Genomic DNA, 18,446 nt, shown 5'->3' with positions numbered 1-18,446 from the left:
GTGTTTCTCCTCATCGAGTAGGGGTGTTCGGGTTCAGGCGACGGCGACGGGTTCGCCCGCGCTGTCGACGTGGGCGTCCTGCCGCGTCTCCTGCCAGGTCAGGCGCAGCCCGGAGGTGGCATGGAACAGGTGGATGTGCCCCGGGGCGGCTCGCAGCGCGATGTTGTCGTCGACCGCGACGCCCGCGGGCCGCGGCGCTCGGGCGCACAGGACGCGATCACCGGTGGTGAAGTGGATCAGTTCCTCGCTGCCGAGGTTCTCCACCATCGTCACCCGGCCGCGGATGTCGGCGCCGGTCGGATCCAAGCGCAGCTGTTCCGGGCGGATGCCCGCGACCACTTCCAGGTCGTCGTCGAAACCCTTGACGCCGATGGCCAATTCGGTATCGATCCCATCGGCCACCACGCGCAGCGAGCCGTCGCGCTCGGTGACGACGGCGGGGAACAGGTTCATCGGCGGCGCGCCGAGGAATCCGGCGACGAAAGTCGAACGCGGACGGTCGTAGAGCTCGGTCGGTGTGCCGACCTGCTCCACCCGACCCTCGTTGAGCAGCGCGATCCGATCGGCCATGGTCATCGCCTCGACCTGGTCATGGGTCACGTACAGGAACGTCGCGCCCAGCCGCTGATGCAGCCCGATCAATTCGGCGCGCGTCGCGCTGCGCAGCTTCGCGTCCAGGTTCGACAGCGGCTCATCCATCAGGAACGCGCCGGGATCGCGCACCATGGCGCGCGCCAGGGCCACGCGTTGCCGCTGCCCGCCCGACAGCGCGGACGGCCTGCGGCGCAGCAACTCGGTCAGCCCGAGCACCCCGGCGACCTCCGACACCCGCTCGGCGATCCTCGCGCGCGGTGTGCGCCTGGCGCGCAACGGGAATCCGATGTTCTTGGCGACGGTCAGGTGCGGGTAGAGCGCGTAACTCTGGAACACCATGGCCAAGTCCCGCTGTTGCGGCGCGTGATGGGTGATGTCCTTGTCGTCCAGCAGGATTCGCCCGTCGGACGGATCCTCCAGACCGGCGATCATGCGCAGCAGCGTGGATTTGCCGCAGCCGCTCGGGCCGAGCAGCACCATGAACTCGCCGTCGGCGATGTCGAGGCTCACCTCGCGCACCGCGTTGGCGGCGCCGAATCGCTTCGACACCGCTTCGATTCGCAGTCGTGCCACCGTCGCCCCTCAGCCCGGCAGCTCGCCCGCGACGATCCAGGTCGCCACCCGGGCCGCGATCGCGGGGGAGTCCTTGATCCACAGGAAGTGGTCGCGATTGGCCACCGGGGCGTTCTCGTCGATGTGCCAGTGGGTCACGCGGGCGTTCGGCATCCGGGAGACCAGGAAGTCGACGTTGGACTTCGGGCCGAGCACGTCGTCGGACAGCGAGATCGCCAGCACCGGCGCGGTCAGGTTCCGCAGCAGGGTGTTGTACCGGCGCTTGCTGCCCTTGGGGCGGTAGTAGCTGGTCAGCGAGTGCATCGACCAGTCACGCATGACGCCGCCCGGCATCGGGGCCGGGATGAGCACACCGCCGGGCCAGTGACCCTTCCACCGCGAGACCAGGCCGATCCACTGGATCTGGCTCAGCGCCTCCCACCAGCGGCGCGCGCCGAAGGCCCACCAGAAGACCGTGCCGGTGCCGATGACGGTGACGCCCGCGATCCGCTCCGGCTCGGCCGCGGTGAACAGCAACGCGAGCTGCCCGCCCAGGCTGTGCCCGAACAGGTGGATCGGCGCCTCGGGGAACCGCGCCCGCACCGCCGCGACGAGGGCGGGCAGGTCGGTCTCGATCATCTCGCGGTAGCCGAAATCGCGGTGCAGCCCGAGTCCGGGCTCGGCCTCGCCGTGCGCCCGCAGGTCGGTCAACGCCACCGAAAGACCTTGCGAATGCAGCTCTTTCGCGAGAAACAGATAGTTCTTCGCCTTCATCGCCATGGCGGGCAGGATCAGCACGACCGGTGCACCCGGCTTCTTCGACTCCAGGAAGCGGACGGTGAAGGTGACCCCGTCTCCGGTCGGCACCGTGGCCGATTCCAGGGTGGTGAACTCCGAACGGTTCTGCGGCGCCGCGGTGGTCATCGCTCGTCCTCCGCGAGGGTGATGTCGCAGACGTAGTCGAAGGTGAACTTCGCGACGACGACGTCGCCGTCATCGAGCAGGGCCGCCTTGCCGGACAGCTCGAAGCGCTGCGCGGCCGTCGCCGCGAGCACGTCGGCGAGTTCGCGCTGGTCGACGGTCGCGATGGCGCGGATGCGGCCGACGGCGGGTTTGCGGTAGGACGCGCTGCCGCCGCGCAGCACCAGCCGCTCGACGGTGCGCAGGCGGGTGGCCGCCGCGCCGACGAACGCGGCCGCTCCGCCGATGTCGGCGGCGGTGAACAGCGCCCCGGCGTGCACGGTGCCCATGTGGTTGCGGACCGAGCCGACGGCGGGGATTTCGACGACGGCGCGTTCCGGGCCGATCTCGGTGATCAGCGTGCCGACGTGGCGGCCGAACGGAACCATCTCCTGCGACACCGCCCGCAGGTACTCGTAATCGACAGCGTCGCAGTCGAGTTCGGGATAGGCCGCCGCGAAACCGGCGATCTCACGCGTGGTCATGACGTCTCCTTCAGCGTTTGGTGCGCAGGGCGCGGCGAGCGATGGACCAGCGCAGGACCTCCGAGGGTCCTTCGTAGATGCGGAAAGCCCTGGCCTCGACCAGGAATCGAGCGACGAGGTGGTCTTCGCAGACACCGAGCCCGCCGTGCAACTGGACCGCCCGGTCGAGCACCCGCCAGACCGCCTCGGAGACGAACGTCTTGGCGATCGACGCCTCGTGCCGCGCCTGCGAGGAGGTCGGCCCCTGCGCGTCGATGGTCTCGGCGACGGTGCGGATCACGCCGCGCGCGGCGGCGATGTCGATCTCGTTGTCCGCGACGAGGCCTTGGGCCATGCCGTGCTCGGCGATCGGGACCCCGAACGACGTGCGCGTGCCGATGTGCTCGATGGTCAGCTGGTGCGCCCGCACCGCGAGCCCGAGCCAGTTCATACAGAACACCAGCCGCGAGGGCGCGAGCCGGACCTGCGCGAGCGCCAGCCCCTGGCCGACCTGGCCCAGCACGGCGGAATCGGGCACCTCGCAGTCGTCGAAGGTCACCTCGCAGTGGCCGCCGGGCGCGCTGGTGTGGTCGAGCGTCGGCATCCGGCGACCCACCCGCAATCCGGGGTTGTCCTGGTCGACCAGGAACATGGTCGGGCCGTCACCCGTGCGCGCCACGCAGATGGTGAACGCCGCCCCCTGCGCGCCCGTGGTGAAATGCTTGGCGCCGTTGATGACCCAGCCGGACTCGGTCTCCTCGGCGACGGTCCGCAGCATCCCGGGGTCGGATCCGGCGCCGGGGGCGGGTTCGGTCATCGCGATCGCGGAACGGACGTCGCCCGCGGCCAGCGGCGCGAGGTAGCGCTGCTGCTGCTCCTCGTTCGCGACGTGCGCGAGCAGGTGGATGTTGCCGTCGTCGGGCGCCCACGCGTTCACCGCGATCGGGCCGAGCAGGCTCGCCCCCGCGGCTTCGAGCACCTGCGCCTGGGCTCGGGTGTCCAGGCCGAGGCCGCCGTATCGCGGATCCGACAGCGGTCCGAAGACGCCGGCCTCCTTGGCCTTCTTCTGCAGCTCGAGCCGCAGCGCGTCGTCCATCACCCGCCCGTCCACGACGACCTCGCGTTCCACCGGAACGACCTGGTCCCGAATGAACTGGGTGGTCTTGTCCACCAATTGCGCCACAGTGGTCATGGCGTCAGTCTCGGCGCGCCGCGTGTGCGGGCGAGGGGGCGATAGTCAACGTCGATTGCGCGAATCGACTGCCCATTCGTCCGGTGCGTGGGCGGCACATCTCGGCGACGGTGATCGCGGAGACGTTGCCGGGCTAGGGGACGGATATGACTGACACAGCGGTGCGAGTATGGCGCCGCCGCGACGAGGCCGCGGGCGTGTTCGCGCTCGACCTGGCCCCGGTCGACGGCGGCGAACTGCCGTCGTGGACACCGGGCGCCCACATCGATGTCGCGGTCGGCGCGGCGGGCGTGCGGCAGTACTCACTGTGCGGCGACCCGGCCGACCGGGCGCGCTGGCGCATCGCGGTGCTGCACGAACCGGACGGGCGCGGCGGCTCGGCCTATCTGCACCGCGCCGCGCAACCCGGCTCGGTGCTGCGAGTGTCCGCGCCGCGCAACAACTTCGAACTCGTGAGCGGCGACAGCTATGTCTTCCTCGCCGGAGGCATCGGGATCACGCCGATCCTGCCCATGGTCGCCGCCGCGGAAGCCTCGGGTGCTCGCTGGTCGCTGTACTACGGCGGCCGCACCCGAGGACACATGGCGTTCGCCGACGCCATCGCCGAGCGTTATCCGCTGGCGAACTTGCTGCCGCAGGACGAGCACGGCCTGCTGCCGCTGCGCGAGATCTTCGCCGATCTCTCCGACACCCCCGTGTACTGCTGCGGACCCGAGCCGCTGCTGGCGGCGGCGGAGGCCGAAGGCGCGCGCGCCGGGGTGCCGGTGCACGCGGAGCGCTTCGTGCCGCGGCAGTTGGAGTTCGCCCCGAACGAGCCGTTCGAGGTGCGCCTGGCGGCCAGCGGCAAGACCTTCCGGATCGGGGCGAACCAATCCATCGCCGACGTCTTGGAATCCGCCGGAATCGGCATCGTCACCTCGTGCCGCGAAGGCACCTGCGGCAGCTGCGAGACCGCGGTGTTGTCCGGCGACATCGAGCATCGGGACGAGCTGCTCACCGACGAGGAACGGGCGCGCGGCGACACCATGATGCTGTGCGTCTCGCGAGCCAAATCGGGCCCGCTCGTCCTCGACCTCTGACCTGCCCGCCGCGTCCGCGGTCGGCATGCGGCGCGCTCGTCGCGACCGCTTCCTGTGAGAAACCGAGAGGAAAGAACCAAGGATGAGGAAAATCGTTGCGGTGGCCGCTGGTCTGGTCGCCGCAGTCGGGATCGCCGCCGGCTCGGCCGGTGCGCAGCCCGGCAGCGAGGACGCCGTCGACTTCACCGCCTACGCCACCGACACCCAGTCCATCGTCACGACCGATGCCGGTTCCATGGTCGTCGAGGACGGGCTGTTCAAGATCAAGGCCGCCAACGGCGCCGTGCTCACCGGCATGCCGCTGAAGTTCCGGGTCGATGACTTCGAGTTCCCGATCGTGGCCGACATCGCCGATCGCACCGCGACGCTGACCCCGCAGTTCGACATGGCGCACGCGGCCTACAAGCCGGTCGCCCTGCCGTTCGAGGACAAGGCCCCGTGGAAGAACGAATACGACCGTGAGCAGGCCGCCTGGTCCCGCATGACCAGCACCATCACCATGGGCGCCACCCTCGGCACCCTGATCGGCGGCATCGGCGGCGGCGCCGTGGGCTGCGTGCTCGGCGGCATCGCCGGCGCGACCGTCGCCTCGGCGGCGATCGTCGGCCTGTTCGGCGCGTTCATCCCGGCCGCGGCCATCGGCTGCCTCGGCGGCATCATCGCGATCGGCGCCCTGGGCACCATCGCGGGCCAGATCCTGGTCACCGCCCCGGTGGCGATCGGCGCCGCCATCCAGTACTTCTCCACTATCAACCAGCCTCCCGTCCAGGCGAAGTAGATAGCGGCGAAGAACCCGACGTCTCGTTCGTTGGGGGACACCCGACCCCGTCCGGCTGCACCGCCGGGCGGGGTCTTTTCCGTTCGGTGGGGATCCGATCAGGGTGCGTCCCGAATCCGCCGCGGCGCACCGGCGCGGAGACGCCACCGGGGGTTCACCTCGGTGTGGCGCACGGACTCGGAAGCGCCGACCCGGTGGCCAGATCGCAGACGCCACTGGTGAATATCTGCAAGGGCGCGGTGACCAAGAGCACGAGAATCCCGATGACGTCGCCACGCTGGAGGAAGTACACGGCCGATTGGACCGCCGCCGCCCCGGAATCCACCGCCGACGAGCCGGTTCCGGCCGCGACAGCGGTCGCCGGGGCGGAGCTGATCGGTTCGGCCGTCGCACCGGCCGCGGTGACGACGAGGGTCGCCGCCGCGACCGAGGCGGCGGCGAGGCGAAGGGGGGTACGCATCATTGCGCTCCTATGTTGAAGAATATTGGTTCACATAGTAGCTAGGCTGTGCACTGTTGTACGCGAGATCGCGGAGCAAGTTACGCTGCCTGCGGGCGATATCTTGCTGTGGACTCGCCGCTTTGGCTTCGGGATAGGTACTTTCACCTGCGTATTTCATGCGCGGAAGTCCATAAGGTGACAGGGGGAAGTCCTCCGGCCGCATCGCATCCGTTGAGTGGCGGTGGGCTCATAGTGTATGAATGCTGCATCACTTATTGTGGCGGTTCCGCGTGCTCGTCGGGCTCGTCAGAGTGAGCGCGAACAAGCGGAACCCGCGCCGAGCTACTGAGCGGCTGGGGCGGGGCGCGAGTGTCCCCATGAAGTTCGTCGAGCTCGGCGAGGAGTTTCAGTTGAGACGGCCGGGTCGTTCGTCGAGGATGGCGTGATGTCGGGTGTGAAGTTCGTGCGGCGGGTGGACGGGTTGACCTATGAGTTCGCCCGCGAGGGGGAGATGCATGGATTCCCGTCGTACAAGCGTGTCGACCTCGACATCTGGTGCCGGCGATTGCCCGGCTTCGGATGGGTGGTGTGCTCGGAGTCGGGTGAGGTGTCCAGCCGCCCGTTCGACGACGCGGGGCGAGGCGACCTGCCGCCCGAGGGCGTGTGGGTGAGCCGGAAGGGCGACCGTTCGTATGTGTACGACCTGATTCGCGACGACGGCGACGCCACACCGACGCTCCCGACGCACGACTGGCATATCGAGGCCCGTGAGTACGCTCGCCACGAATCCCGCCGCGGACGCCGGTTCGCGTATCCGGACCTCGATCCCGAGCGCACCGCCTTGGCCGTGATCGACATGGTGCCGCTCCACGTCTCCGGCAATGCCTACTGCCGCGCGATCGTGCCCAACATCAACCGCCTGGCCGACGCGTTGCGGACAGCGGGCGGAACCGTCGCGTGGGTGGTGCCCGCGAGTGGGGAACCGGCCGAGCGAGCGAGCGAGTTCTTCGGCCCGAAGATCGCCGAAACCTACAGCGACGCGGGGACTTCCGGACCGCTACCCACTCGACTGTGGCCCGATCTGGCCACCCACGACGATGACCTGTTCGTCGACAAATCCGGGTTCAGCGCCTTCTTCCCTGGTCGTTGCGTCCTGCCGCAACTACTCGAACAGCGACACATAGATACCGTCCTGATCACGGGAACCGTCACCAACGTGTGCTGCGAGTCCTCGGCGCGCGACGCCGCCACCCTCGACTTCCGAGTGATCATGGTCGCCGACGCCAACGCCGCCCGCCGCGACCGCGACCACAACGCCGCACTCCACACCATCTACAGATCATTCGGCGACGTTCGTCCGGCCTCGGATGTGCTCACCATGCTCGACATCGCGACCCAGATCTGATGGATTGTCATGGCCCGCCGACATACGCTCGACAGTGGCGCGGCGCCAATGTTTTCGCTGGTGGAGGTACGGGCCATCGATCTGCCCGGACGTCGCTATAGCTGGACCACTTCGTCCGCAGCCCCCGACCGTGTCCTCGCATTCACACCTGGACCGTCGGCCGCTTCGGAAGAAGGAAGACGACAACGCCCGCTACGACAGCGATGACGAACGTCCCCAAGGACGCGACCGCGAAGGCGTGGCCTGCGGCGGCGACCCTGCCGACTTCGGCCGGGTGGAACGAGCTGAAGTAGACCACTCCGATGACGGCGACGCCGAGCGCTCCGCCACACTGCTGGGCCGTGGACAAGGCCCCTGACGCGACACCGGCCGACTCGGGCCGGACACGGCTCAGCACCGTGTTGAGCGCCTGCGTAATAACCAGTCCGCCACCGACACTCTGCAGAATCAGGGTGGGGATCACGAGCAGCGGAGTGATCCTGGGGCCGGACACCAGCAAGAGACCGGTCGCCAGGTAACCGGTCGCCAGTATGATCGCCCCGACCTCGAGGACGCGTCGTCCATACTTCGGAACCATCCGGCTCGCTACCATGCTGAACACGAAAAACGTTATGGCGGCGGGCGTGTAGACCAGACCCGCGCCGAGCGCCGACATGTCGAGGCCTTGCTGCATCGTTACCGACAAGGCCAGATAATACGAGTAGATCAGCGCATACAGGGCGAGCACGAGAACGATCCCGAGCGAGAACGAGCGCTGTCCGAACAATTTCAGCGGTACCAGCGGATCCCCGCCGCGCCGTTCCAGGCGCCGCTCGATCGCGACGAACAGGCCGAACGCGACCGCGCTGCCCGCGAAACAAGCCCAGACCCACCCCGGCCAACCCGTCTCCTGCCCCTGGATGAGCGGCAGCACCAAGAGGAACAATGCCGTGCTGAGCACCAGGACGCCGGACATGTCCAGCTTGCGGTCGGCGGCCGAGCCTGTCTCCGGCACGAATCGCACGGCGAGCAGGAGCATGACGACTCCGATCGGCGCGTTCACCCAGAACACCAGGCGCCAGCCGGAGTCGAACAGGTTTGCGCCGATCAGCAGTCCGCCGATGACCTGTCCGCCGATGGTGGCCATGCCCATGACGATGCCGAGCGCGCCGTAGACGCTGTGCCGCCTCGCCGCGGGCACCAGCACCGTGACGTACGCGAACACCTGGGGAACCATGAGGGCGGCTCCCAGACCCTGGACGACACGCGCGGCGATCAGGCTGCCCGCGTTCGGTGACAGCGCGCAAGCGACCGACGACAGCGTGAACAGGACCACCCCGAGAAGGAAGATCCGCTTGCGGCCGTACATGTCGGCCAGGCGCGTAGCGGTGATGATGAAGACCGCGTAACTCAGCTGATAGCCCGCCAGCACCCACTGGACATCGCCGTCGGACGCGTGCAGGTCCGCCGCGATCGAGGGGTCGGCGACCACGACGATGAACGAGTCGAGAACCGCCATGAACAGGGCGGTCAGAAGAATCGATACCGTCATCCACGGAATCGCGTCCGCTTCCGCGACTGCTACCGGCCGGCTGGCTGCTTGTTGACTACTTGCCACGATGAGAGACCTCTTCATTTGTCGGTGCCAAAGGATTCGGCCAGCTTCTTGACCATCTCGGCCGCCATGACGGCCTGACCCGAGGTCGAGAAGTGGATTCCGTCCGCGCTGAGCAGGTTGTCGCGGTCGTTGATCGGGTGGTCCCACATGTCCACCACGAGGGCGCCGTATTCCGCAGCCAGCCCCCGCACGATCTCGTTGACCGTGGCGATCCGCTCCGGCCAGTCCGGGAAGACCGGGACGACATACGCCCTGCCGAGCGTGAAAGTGGTCAGCAGGGCCCCGGTTCCCTTCGCCAGGTCGTACATCTGCCGCAGCGTTCGCTCTATCTCGCCGAAATTTGGCCTGCGCCGCACGATGTCGTTGGCCCCGCAGGGCAGGTGGAGCAGGTCCGGGGAGAACTCGAGCATGCGGGCCGCCTGCTTCTCGAGCGTCTGGGCGGTTGTCGCCCCGTTCTCGGAGACGTTGAGGTAATCCAGATCCGGCCGGACGGACCGCAAGACACCCGCAACTCGGTCCGACCAGCCCTGATCTCGGTAGCCCAGGGTGGGCTCGCCGGTTCCCGCCGAAAGACTGTCGCCGACAACGGCATACCTGCCCCACGGGGCTCCGGCCAGCAAGGCCACGGCGTCCGCCTGGTCCAGGCAGAACGGGTCGGTCTCCTCGGTGAGGACGTTGTGCTCCATGCGGGAGAATATACGGTCGACCGTATGTTTTTATCAAGCCGTCTCCGTGCCGGCGCGCGGTCACGGTTGCAGATACAAGCGCTCGTTCGGCAGGCGCGGATAGGACGCTTGTGCTCCTTCCGGAGAGGAGCGCAGCGTGCGAGAGGCGGTCAGTTCCGTTCAGATACCGCCGACGTGCTGGCCGATGAGCGCGGGTATCAGCAGATCCAGCAAGGTGATCTCGTCAGCGGCTGAGGTGTTCTCGATGATCGGATCGAGCACCGCGGCGGCATACAGCCTCCCGGTGTGGGGCGCTGCGGCGGTGCGGGCGCTGGTGATCAGGACATAGATCACCTTCGCCATCACATGGGCGCGGGCGGCCTCGGTCATCCCGTCGCGTACCGCATCCGTGGTGGTGGTCACCAGCGTGCCGATCACCTCGGTGAGTACATCGAGTTCGGCGGCGGAGCGCTCGGCCTCCTGATCGCCGCTCACCGGGAGAGCCGCGGTGGTCGATCCGGCACGAGAACCCCACTTGCGGCGCTGATGTCGTCAGGCATGTGCCACCCCACCCGCTGACGCCGCCGCGTGTGCTCAGCAGCGCATCCCCGTATCGCTTCGACCACGATCCGGCCGGTGGGCCGGTAGGCGTCGCACGGCGAGTGCACCCATGCTCGGAACAGGCCGGGACGCTGACCGGGACCGGGCAACGCGATGGTTCCACCGCTCACAATGGACACACTGAACCGCGACATCTCCGCGAACAACCGAATGTCCTCGGGCAGGTCGGGCCCGGTCAAAAATGTCCAGCGCTGGGACCGAGGATGCGTCAACACCGGCCCAGCCCGGTGACCAGCGCGGTGCATCCAAGCTTTGACTTCCGAACCGATGAACGCGGGCATCATCAACCCGCGCACCCGACCTACCCGCAAGATGATCCGCCCTAGATGGGGCGGGTCCACCTCGGCGGGCAAGTCACACACCTGGCGGTAGAAATGGCACACCGCCAACGGTGTGTCCCCGGCTCGATTCGGTACGGGCACAAGCGTCTCCCCTCGCTCGAACGATTGGTGTGCACCCGACGCCGAGGTCGAACCGCCGCTGCCTATCGGCAGTCGGCGGGCCGGGATCAAACCGGCGGCACCCGGCGTCGGGGCTGTCCCCAAGCGTTGTTGACCGCGAACGTGTTTGGAACCGGGCGACTGCTACGGAGCCGCTACGCTCATGTCCACAAGGACCGGTGTGTGCACGATTGGACGGATGCGATGATCGTGACCAGGTGGACGGGTGTCGAGGTGCGCCTTCTGCGTACCGAAGCGCTCCGTCGCACACAAAAGGAGTTCGCGGCAATCTCCGGCTTCTCTCTGGCTGCCGTTTGCAAGTGGGAACGTCGCGGACCGACTATCACCCTTGCCAGTGAGTTCGCTGCGGGTATGGATACGTTATTGCAACGGCTCGATGACCGGCAGCGTGCACGCTTTCAGTCCGCACTCGCCAACGTGAGAGATGGATCTCGTCCTGGGACGCCTGGGGGCGATGACGGCGGTCGAGTCCAGCGCAGTGTCCAACGAGTCGATGCGGCGACGATCGACCGAATTCGGAGTCACGTATGCGATCTCAATGCATCCTATGAGATGGAACCGTCGACATCTCTTCTCGGGCAGGCTGGACAGTATCTTGGCCAAGTGCGCTTTTTGCAGAAGCATGCGGAGAATGAGCTGATCAGGAGCAAGTTGCTTGCCGTCGAGGCAAAGGCTGCAACACTGATGAGTCGACTGGTTTGGGATGCTTCGCAGCGGCGAGACAACTCGACGGCGAACTACTATATCGATCAATCGATCTCGGCCGCACGGGCGTTGGGTGATCCGGTAGCTGAAGGGCATGCACTCCTACGAAAGATATACGTTTCGCTCTACGGAGAAAAGAATCCAGATTCCGCTTTGAGTTCGACTGTTCGTCTACTGGCCACAGTGCAGAGCGTCAGTCGAGAGTTGGTGTTCGTAGCGCTGCTCCATCAAGCCGAAGCATTCGCGATGATGGGTAGACAGTTCGAGTGCGAGAAGGCGTTGCGTGACGCTGACAGTCTGCGTGGAAGACTTACTGATGGCGAGATTGTCATGGGAGTAGATGCCGAGTTGGAATACAATCGGCTCGCTGGGTCATGCTATCTCTTTCTTGGGCAGGATAAGCGTGCTCAGGCAATCTTGGCGGAGGTGTCGGGGAGAACTGGCGGAAAGACTGATGCGATCGTCATGGGTAATCTGAGCCTGGCTCAAATCCGGCAGCACAGATTCGAAGAAGGCGCGCTCGTTCTGAACAAAGCGATTGATACAGTGGAGCAAACACGTGGCGGCGCAGGGCTGAACATTGTATTCAATGTGTGTCGCGAGGCACGGTCTTACCGCAACGTTGCGGCTTTGCGGGACGTATACGACCGCGTTCTCGAGTTGATGGCGCGATAGGAGACGCGAAGTGAGTATTGACCGTCAGAAGCAGGAGATTCGCGAAGGCATATGGGACACACTGGAGAATGAGAAGGTCACGCGCCCGGGTGCGCCGCGTCGTATCCCGGCATTCGCGGGTGCTGAGGTCGCAGCTGAGCGGTTGGCCGGGCTGAGCCAGTGGAAGCGCGCTCGGGTTGTCAAGACAGTTCCGGACACCGCGCAATTGCCGGTCAGGGTCCGCGCCCTCGCGGAAGGAAAGATCGTCTATATGGCGGTTCCGCGCTTGGCCGCGCCGAAGCCCTTCTATCTTCTGGATCCTGCTGCGTTGGCCGAGCCACCCGAACGCGCTGCCCGAAAGGACGTTGCGGCCGCGATCGGACGAAACGTCGAAGTAAACGAGATAGCTCCGGTCGACATCGTTGTCATTGGAAGCGTTGCGGTCAACCGCAATGGTGCTCGATTGGGCAAGGGCGCAGGGTATTCGGACATTGAGCTCGCGCTCCTCCAAGAGGGCGGAAGAATCGGTCCGGACACGGTGATCGCGACAACCGTCCACCGACTCCAGGTGGTCGACGAGCCGCTACCAGAGGGGAGGCACGACTTTCGCGTTGACTTGATCGTCACGCCGGAGGATGTGATCTGGTGCGATGAGCGCCGTCGACCGGCAGGGATTGTCTGGGATTCGTTGACGTCGGAGAAGATCGCGGCGATACCGGCTCTCGCTGCTCGCCAGTTGACTACCGACTGAGCACGGGAGGAAGCACGCGCAGCGGGGAGTCCTGAACAAAGAACCGTCAGCTTGACTCGCGCCTTCGCGCGTGGTGCTACTCCTCTACGTCGAACCACGAGATGATCGGCCTATGGGTGTAGGCGAGTTGATCCGTGAACTTCGGAAGGCACGGGGATGGTCGCGGGGCCGGCTGTCCGACGAATTGGCGGCTCACTCAGGGTCGAGTATTTCCCGGCAGTACATCTCGAGGCGTTGGGAGAACGCTGACACGGTACCCAGCCGGTTCTGGCTGCGCCATCTGTCGGCGGTGCTGGACGTGCCTTTAGCTGTGTTCGAGGACGAAGGCCTGAACAGACAGCATCTTCTGGCTCAGGTGGCCGCGACCGGCGTCGCGCCGATATCGGCGTCCGATCTGCTGGCTGCCGGTTTCTCGGCGCGGCTGGATCGTGCCGGGCCGAGTATCGAGGCGTGGCAGGAGAAGCTCAGCGCCTACAGCACCGACTACATGTCACTCGGTGCGGCGGATATCCAGCGGCGTTTGGCCGTTGACCTGGCGATACTGCAACAGCAGTTGGACAGTCCGCAGATGTGGGGAACTGCCGCCCGGCTGATGACGCTGTACGCGAAGACGTTTCCGGGATCGGACGGCACCAAGGCGGTCACCTGGTACCGGATGGCCGCCGAGGCAGCGGACCGTTCTGAGGATGAGCAGACCCGCGTGTGGGTGCGGGGGCGTGCGGCCATCGCCCTCGGCTACGAGGGTGCGGCGTTGGGAGTCGCCGATCTTTTCGCCGACCAGGCGCTGGCGTTGTCGGACAAGCCGAGCTTGGGTCGGCTCAATGCGATCATGGGCAAGGCACATGCGGCAGTGTTGCGAGGCGATGGCGAGACGGGGCGCGCTCTCGTCGAAGAGGGACGCCGGGTGTTCGACAAATCGGGGTCCTACGAGCAGACCTCCGACTACGCCGTTCCGTGGTGGCGCATGAACGTGTTCCTGTCCCTGCTCGCCGCGCGCCTCGGCGATGAGAAATTCGCGGTCGCCGCACAAGAGCAGGCCCGAAGGGAACTTCCGGCCGAGTTGCCGCGCTTCGCAACGCATCTGGAGATGCATCGCGGTCTGATGCTGGTCAGAGCGGGTGATCGAGCCGAAGGAATTCGGGCCGCACGCAGCGCGATGGATGCCCTTCCGCCCGAGAAACACTCCCTGACCCTGCGGATGCTGATGGACGAGATCGCCGGGTCGAGCAATGATCCAGTCTGAACCTACGCACAGGGAGCGCTCCGCGTGCTCTCGACGTGTCGCCTCCCGTTCGTAGATTGCATTGATGAAGCGGCACTTTCGGGAGAATCCGAAAGTGCCGCCTCAACTGACAACCGTGGTCGTGAGTGCCTACGAGCAGTCGACCTGGTTTGTCCGACCGTACTTATCGCTCAGGATGTATCCTGCGCCGTTGCCTCGTTCGCCTTCGATCTTCCACTGCTGGCCGTGGATATCGACTTTCTGGCCGTAGTGATACCCGTGGCCGCATACCGCATCACGCCATACGTCGGCCTGGGCTGGTCCGGCGATCACGACGGAGCCGATGCCTACCGCGACGGCGACGATGCCCATGCGAAATACTGATTTCATTACCCCCACCTCGAATGCGTTGTCGGAACTTGATCTTCGACGGCCGCGAGTCCCAACATAGCACAGCCGAACGCAATGCCGCATCAGCGTTGGTCGTGGCCTCCGCGTGTATCCGCTCTATCGTCCGTGGCCCGCGGTGAGGGGGTGGCCGCGTCCATCATTCGGAGGTGGGGCGATGGGCTGGCGTCACCGCCGCCGTCGAGGTGTCGACGTGCTTGCGCCGTATTGACCCACCAGCGCGATACCGACTCCGATCATGAAGACCACGAATCCGTTTGTGGCATCGTTCATGTGCCCCGGTGTGTGCTGGGCAATCGCGATTCCGGCGATCGCCCAGCCGATCACTCCGATTGTCGTGCCGATCCAGATCAGGACCCTGCTCCACAGAGGTGCCCCCGACAGATCCCCGGGGGCCGGAGAATCGTAGGTGGTGTTATGGATGTCGTCTCCAGCGGTCATGCCGTCCCCGCCGGTGACGATCCGGCTGCCGTGAGTGGCGGTGTTGATGATGGTCGGGCCGTTCATCCGGTCGAGTCTGTCTCGGAGTTCGGCGAGCTCGCGGGCGAATTCCGCGTCGGCGGCTGCCGCGCGTTCGATCTCATCGGCGAGTTGGCGGCGTGCCGCCATGCTGGCCGGGTTTCGGTCCAGGTCGTCGAGCGCGCGCCGTCCCAGCCTGCGTGTGACCGCGCCGGTGAGTGCGGTCAGTCCTTGATCCAGCGATCGGTCGACCAACCGTCCACCGGCTGCCCCCAGCGCCGCGGCCACATATGCGGCGACGACCATTCCATCGATCATGTCAGTCTCCTCCACAGCCGCCCCGGCAGCATAACCATCTCATCGAACGAGCCACCGGCGTTGTTTCACACATTCCGACTGAAAATTCATCTCACTGATTTCTGGTACGACCCTTGAGGTAGCGGTCTGCGTGCCAGGAGTTGGCACGATCGCGCGACGTGGATATTGAAAGCCCATAACCGCAGCATGTTTTCATTCGACGAGCGGAAGAGGCCTTGATCCAGCTGTTTTCCAGTAAACCGCCGCACATCCGACAAGCTCTGAATTCTCTTGCGGATCTCACTCGTCGGGGTGACGACTCGGCTGTACCACGCCAAGGCGACCGAGCGGACGAACTGCTTCCGACCTACCGGCGGCGTCGAGGTGTCGACGTTCTCGCGCCGAGCTCGGCGAAGGTCATGAGGACACCGCCGATGAGGAAGAACGGCAGCAAGTTGAACTGCCCCGACACCGACGCGCCTCGAGACATGCCGATCAGGCCACCGACGAAGCCGATACCGACGAACACCAAGCCGATCCACAACAATGCCTTCGTCCAGACCGGAGCTCGGGACAGATCCTCATCCGACGCGATGTCGTATGTGGTGTTGTGAATGCTGCCACCAGCCGTGATGCCTTTGCTGCCGGTGACGATCCGGCTGCCGTGGGTCGCGGTGTTGATCACGGTTCCGCCGTTCAGCCTGCCGAGCGTGGCTTGCAGGGCGGCGAGTTCGCGGGCGAATTCCGTGTCGGCGGCTGCCGCGCGTTCGATCTCGGCGGCGAGTTGGCGGCGTGCTGCCATGCTGTGCGGGTTCTGGTCGAGGTCATCTAGTGCGCGTCGTCCGAGCCCGCGTGTGACCACACCGGTGAGCGCGGTCAATCCTTGATCCACCGATCGGTCCACGGACCGTCCGCCCGTTGCCCCCAGTGCCACAGCCAGGTGAGTGGCAACGGCCATTCCGTCGATCATGTCAGCTTCCTCCGCGGCCGCCCCGGCAACATAATCGTCTCATCGAACGAACCACCTGCGGTGTTTCAAAATTCCGCGCCCAAAGTCGTTCGTAAGCAAAGCTGATGCGCTTGGGTGCCTTGCCAAAGCGTGGAGAATGCAACAGCGGCGAAGCTGGAGGCGGGTAGTACCGGGATCGCGTCTCTCAGTCGAGACAGAACTCGTTGCCCTCGATGTCTTGCATCACGATGCACGACTCGTTGTGGTCATCGGCGGAAAGTAGCCGCACGCGTATCGCGCCGAGGGCGATAAGTCGTGCGCACTCGGCTTCGAGTGTGGCGAGGCGCTGTTCACCCACGAGGCCGGTGCCGACCCGCACATCGAGATGCACTCGATTCTTGACGACCTTCCCTTCGGGAACGCGCTGGAAGTACAGCCGAGGGCCCACTCCCGAGGGATCGACGCAGGCGAACGACGAACCCTGAAGCTGAGGCGGCCGCGAGCGATCGAAATCCTCCCACGTAGCGAACCCCTCTGGTGGCGGCGGTACAACGTAGCCCAACACCTCGCACCAGAAGCGAGCGACGCGCTCGGGTTCTGCGCAGTCGAAGGTGACCTGGACCTGCTTGACCGATGCCATCGGTCCACCATAAGGGCGTATCCCTTGTCCACGCCTTCCATCAGCTGCCTCGCGGCGGTCGAGTGCAGGGCTCGTTTTGTGAACGGACGCGGATCGACGTCGTCGGCCGTGAGCAACGCGGCGATGTATTGCGCGCACGCCGAATCTTCCTCGGCGCTTCCGTTGTCTCCGGTGATCACGAAGACGACGTGCTCGGGTGCCAGCTTCCGCAGGTGTCTCGCGGTCGCCTGCGCGACAACGAAACTCGCGCACAGAACCACGTCGGCGTCGGCGACGCCCAGCGCGCCCGCGGTACCCGCGGTGGTCTTCATCACCAGGGTGCGGCCTCGCAGATCCTGTGTGCTGAGCTGTCGGGGCGAGTTCGACAGATCGAACCCCGGCGCCGGTGCGCCGTCACGCACAGCGAGCCAATCCGGGTGGCGCGCCTTCAGTTGCAATGCCGCGTCGTCGGTGTCGGCGAAGACGATCCGGTCGGCGGAACCCGCAAGGGCGTACGCCGCTGTGGTGAACGCGCGCATCACATCGATGACGACAGCTACTCGGGGCACGGCACTCAACTGCGCCACGCCGGTGAAAGTGAAACGCACGCACACATCGTGCATGAGGAGGATCGGTCACCGACGTGAGCGCGCGTTGGCCAGGAACGACGTAACGCGTCATCGGCTGCCGGTAAACCGGTGGCGACGGGGTGGGCGAGCCTCGTAGCTTGTCCGTTCGTGACCGACGATCGGAAGACGGACCCGAATCGACACGACCTCGGCCGAGTGTTCAACGAGGTTCCGCAGTCTATGACCGAGTCCGGCCGGGATACCCTGACGAGCTGTTCGCGGACCTCTGCGACATCACCGGCGTGACCGAAAGGTCGGCGGTGCTGGAGGTGGGCTGCGGTACCGGTCAGGCGACGCGCTCGCTGGCAGCGCTCGGCTGCTCGGTGACCGCCATCGAGCCGGGCCAGGACATGGCCGCGTTCGCTCGGCGGCGGATCGCTGGTTTGCACAACATCGAAGTCGAGACGTCGACGTTCGAGGAGTGGGACGACCGTGGCCGACGCTTCGACGCCCTCGTGGCCGCGTCGTCGTGGCATTGGGTGGACCCGTCGATCGGCTGGCGGCGAGCCCACGACGTGCTCTGTCCCGGAGGCTGGATGGCGCTGCTCGGCAACGTCGTCGTCCGCAGGCCGGGCGAGCCGGAGGTCTACGCCGAGACCGCCGATCTGCACGAGCGGTTCTGCCCCGGCAACCCCGGCTGGGGTCATCCGCCACTGGAGGATGACGTGCGCGCCACCGGCGAGGGTTGGGGCCTGGTGGAGGATCCAGGAACATTGTTCGGCCCGACGATCGTGCGTTGGTACCCAACCGTTCAGTGGTTCGACGGGGACGGCTTCGCCGATCTCCTTCGCTCGACATCGCTGTATCGCAGGCTTGCCCGCGACGTCCGTGAGCCCCTGCTCGATGCCGTCGCCGAGCGCGTCCGTACACGGATGGGCGACCGGGCGTCACGCCGTTATCTGAGTGTCCTGCGTGTCGGACAGCGCCTCGAGTGAGGTCGAGG

At 66.1% G+C, this 18,446-nt stretch carries 19 protein-coding genes and 1 pseudogene; 7 read left to right on the top strand and 13 right to left on the bottom strand.

What is annotated here, in order from left to right; translation table 11 throughout:
* Positions 1-33 precede the first annotated feature (33 nt).
* The 4 genes from AB0L97_RS24755 to AB0L97_RS24740 are packed head-to-tail and all read right to left on the bottom strand — an operon-like array spanning position 34 to position 3,762.
* Entirely contained in the window at positions 34-1,167 is a 1,134-nt protein-coding gene (locus AB0L97_RS24755) for an ABC transporter ATP-binding protein (RefSeq protein WP_364433586.1), read from the bottom strand.
* Positions 1,168-1,176: 9 nt separating this feature from the next.
* On the bottom strand, positions 1,177-2,070 hold the full coding sequence (locus AB0L97_RS24750; RefSeq protein WP_364433583.1) for an alpha/beta fold hydrolase: 894 nt from the start codon (positions 2,068-2,070) through the stop codon (positions 1,177-1,179).
* A complete protein-coding gene (locus tag AB0L97_RS24745; RefSeq protein ID WP_364433580.1) occupies positions 2,067-2,591 on the bottom strand; it encodes a YiiD C-terminal domain-containing protein in 525 nt (174 codons plus the stop codon). Before AB0L97_RS24745 ends, AB0L97_RS24750 begins: the two co-directional genes overlap by 4 nt.
* Positions 2,592-2,601: 10 nt before the next feature.
* A complete protein-coding gene (locus AB0L97_RS24740; protein ID WP_364433577.1) occupies positions 2,602-3,762 on the bottom strand; it encodes an acyl-CoA dehydrogenase family protein in 1,161 nt (386 codons plus the stop codon).
* 146 nt (positions 3,763-3,908) lie between these two features.
* On the opposite strand from AB0L97_RS24740, the gene AB0L97_RS24735 reads away from it, so the two are divergent.
* Positions 3,909-4,841, top strand: a complete 933-nt coding sequence (locus tag AB0L97_RS24735) for a PDR/VanB family oxidoreductase (RefSeq protein ID WP_364433574.1) — start codon at positions 3,909-3,911, stop codon at positions 4,839-4,841.
* Between the two features lie 82 nt (positions 4,842-4,923).
* Positions 4,924-5,619: a hypothetical protein gene (locus tag AB0L97_RS24730; protein WP_364433571.1), complete on the top strand. Its 696-nt coding sequence runs from the start codon at positions 4,924-4,926 to the stop codon at positions 5,617-5,619.
* 154 nt (positions 5,620-5,773) lie between these two features.
* Here the strand turns inward: AB0L97_RS24730 and AB0L97_RS24725 are convergent, their stop codons facing one another.
* The gene (locus AB0L97_RS24725) at positions 5,774-6,079 is read right to left on the bottom strand and encodes a hypothetical protein (protein ID WP_364433568.1); all 306 of its coding nucleotides are present in this window, start codon (positions 6,077-6,079) and stop codon (positions 5,774-5,776) included.
* Between the two features lie 427 nt (positions 6,080-6,506).
* Here AB0L97_RS24725 and AB0L97_RS24720 point away from each other — a divergent pair, with 427 nt between their 5' ends.
* A complete protein-coding gene (locus AB0L97_RS24720) occupies positions 6,507-7,466 on the top strand; it encodes an isochorismatase family cysteine hydrolase (protein ID WP_364433565.1) in 960 nt (319 codons plus the stop codon).
* A gap of 142 nt (positions 7,467-7,608) precedes the next feature.
* On the opposite strand, the gene AB0L97_RS24715 is transcribed toward AB0L97_RS24720, so the two are convergent.
* The 3 genes from AB0L97_RS24715 to AB0L97_RS24705 all read right to left on the bottom strand — a co-directional run bounded on the left by AB0L97_RS24715 (position 7,609) and on the right by AB0L97_RS24705 (position 10,223).
* Positions 7,609-8,997, bottom strand: a complete 1,389-nt coding sequence (locus AB0L97_RS24715) for an MFS transporter (RefSeq protein WP_364433562.1) — start codon at positions 8,995-8,997, stop codon at positions 7,609-7,611.
* An 80-nt stretch (positions 8,998-9,077) separates the two neighbouring features.
* Entirely contained in the window at positions 9,078-9,749 is a 672-nt protein-coding gene (locus tag AB0L97_RS24710; RefSeq protein WP_364433559.1) for an SGNH/GDSL hydrolase family protein, read from the bottom strand.
* A gap of 159 nt (positions 9,750-9,908) precedes the next feature.
* Positions 9,909-10,223, bottom strand: a complete 315-nt coding sequence (locus tag AB0L97_RS24705) for a hypothetical protein (RefSeq protein WP_364433556.1) — start codon at positions 10,221-10,223, stop codon at positions 9,909-9,911.
* Positions 10,224-10,972: 749 nt separating this feature from the next.
* Between AB0L97_RS24705 and AB0L97_RS24700 the strand changes: the two genes are divergently transcribed.
* The 3 genes from AB0L97_RS24700 to AB0L97_RS24690 all read left to right on the top strand — a co-directional run bounded on the left by AB0L97_RS24700 (position 10,973) and on the right by AB0L97_RS24690 (position 14,163).
* A complete protein-coding gene (locus tag AB0L97_RS24700) occupies positions 10,973-12,190 on the top strand; it encodes a hypothetical protein (protein WP_364433553.1) in 1,218 nt (405 codons plus the stop codon).
* 10 nt (positions 12,191-12,200) lie between these two features.
* A complete protein-coding gene (locus AB0L97_RS24695; RefSeq protein WP_364433549.1) occupies positions 12,201-12,920 on the top strand; it encodes a 5-formyltetrahydrofolate cyclo-ligase in 720 nt (239 codons plus the stop codon).
* A 112-nt stretch (positions 12,921-13,032) separates the two neighbouring features.
* Positions 13,033-14,163, top strand: coding sequence for a helix-turn-helix transcriptional regulator (locus AB0L97_RS24690; protein ID WP_364433546.1), 1,131 nt, complete (start codon positions 13,033-13,035; stop codon positions 14,161-14,163).
* 129 nt (positions 14,164-14,292) lie between these two features.
* Here the strand turns inward: AB0L97_RS24690 and AB0L97_RS24685 are convergent, their stop codons facing one another.
* The 5 genes and pseudogenes from AB0L97_RS24685 to AB0L97_RS24665 form a co-directional block, all read right to left on the bottom strand.
* Complete coding sequence (locus tag AB0L97_RS24685) at positions 14,293-14,514, bottom strand: hypothetical protein (protein WP_039804574.1); 222 nt, start codon at positions 14,512-14,514, stop codon at positions 14,293-14,295.
* A 204-nt stretch (positions 14,515-14,718) separates the two neighbouring features.
* Positions 14,719-15,327, bottom strand: coding sequence for a hypothetical protein (locus AB0L97_RS24680; RefSeq protein WP_355076409.1), 609 nt, complete (start codon positions 15,325-15,327; stop codon positions 14,719-14,721).
* Positions 15,328-15,673: 346 nt separating this feature from the next.
* Positions 15,674-16,276 carry a hypothetical protein gene (locus AB0L97_RS24675; protein ID WP_364433541.1) on the bottom strand — a complete coding sequence of 201 codons (603 nt, stop codon included), beginning with the start codon at positions 16,274-16,276 and terminating at the stop codon, positions 15,674-15,676.
* Between the two features lie 184 nt (positions 16,277-16,460).
* Entirely contained in the window at positions 16,461-16,895 is a 435-nt protein-coding gene (locus AB0L97_RS24670; RefSeq protein WP_355076703.1) for a VOC family protein, read from the bottom strand.
* A 161-nt stretch (positions 16,896-17,056) separates the two neighbouring features.
* A pseudogene (locus AB0L97_RS24665) lies at positions 17,057-17,413 on the bottom strand (2-phosphosulfolactate phosphatase); the annotation flags it as partial.
* Between the two features lie 332 nt (positions 17,414-17,745).
* Between AB0L97_RS24665 and AB0L97_RS24660 the strand changes: the two are divergent.
* A complete protein-coding gene (locus AB0L97_RS24660; protein ID WP_364433537.1) occupies positions 17,746-18,438 on the top strand; it encodes a methyltransferase domain-containing protein in 693 nt (230 codons plus the stop codon).
* Positions 18,439-18,446: the final 8 nt, after the last annotated feature.

This window comes from Nocardia sp. NPDC051911 (assembly GCF_040681035.1).
Lineage (GTDB): Bacteria > Actinomycetota > Actinomycetes > Mycobacteriales > Mycobacteriaceae > Nocardia > Nocardia sichangensis.
The sequence above is the reverse complement of the archived record's forward strand: the minus strand, read 5'-3'. Positions and strand labels throughout refer to the sequence as shown.

Bases quoted from the DNA above. Each gene is read 5' to 3' on its own strand.
- AB0L97_RS24675 (WP_364433541.1), bottom strand. From the start codon at position 16,276: ATGATCGACGGAATGGCCGTTGCCACTCACCTGGCTGTGGCACTGGGG.
- AB0L97_RS24690 (WP_364433546.1), top strand. From the start codon at position 13,033: ATGGGTGTAGGCGAGTTGATCCGTGAACTTCGGAAGGCACGGGGATGG.
- AB0L97_RS24750 (WP_364433583.1), bottom strand. From the start codon at position 2,070: ATGACCACCGCGGCGCCGCAGAACCGTTCGGAGTTCACCACCCTGGAA.
- AB0L97_RS24720 (WP_364433565.1), top strand. From the start codon at position 6,507: ATGTCGGGTGTGAAGTTCGTGCGGCGGGTGGACGGGTTGACCTATGAG.
- AB0L97_RS24725 (WP_364433568.1), bottom strand. From the start codon at position 6,079: ATGCGTACCCCCCTTCGCCTCGCCGCCGCCTCGGTCGCGGCGGCGACC.
- AB0L97_RS24740 (WP_364433577.1), bottom strand. From the start codon at position 3,762: ATGACCACTGTGGCGCAATTGGTGGACAAGACCACCCAGTTCATTCGG.
- AB0L97_RS24745 (WP_364433580.1), bottom strand. From the start codon at position 2,591: ATGACCACGCGTGAGATCGCCGGTTTCGCGGCGGCCTATCCCGAACTC.
- AB0L97_RS24710 (WP_364433559.1), bottom strand. From the start codon at position 9,749: ATGGAGCACAACGTCCTCACCGAGGAGACCGACCCGTTCTGCCTGGAC.
- AB0L97_RS24680 (WP_355076409.1), bottom strand. From the start codon at position 15,327: ATGATCGATGGAATGGTCGTCGCCGCATATGTGGCCGCGGCGCTGGGG.
- AB0L97_RS24685 (WP_039804574.1), bottom strand. From the start codon at position 14,514: ATGGGCATCGTCGCCGTCGCGGTAGGCATCGGCTCCGTCGTGATCGCC.
- AB0L97_RS24735 (WP_364433574.1), top strand. From the start codon at position 3,909: ATGACTGACACAGCGGTGCGAGTATGGCGCCGCCGCGACGAGGCCGCG.
- AB0L97_RS24715 (WP_364433562.1), bottom strand. From the start codon at position 8,997: ATGACGGTATCGATTCTTCTGACCGCCCTGTTCATGGCGGTTCTCGAC.
- AB0L97_RS24670 (WP_355076703.1), bottom strand. From the start codon at position 16,895: ATGGCATCGGTCAAGCAGGTCCAGGTCACCTTCGACTGCGCAGAACCC.
- AB0L97_RS24730 (WP_364433571.1), top strand. From the start codon at position 4,924: ATGAGGAAAATCGTTGCGGTGGCCGCTGGTCTGGTCGCCGCAGTCGGG.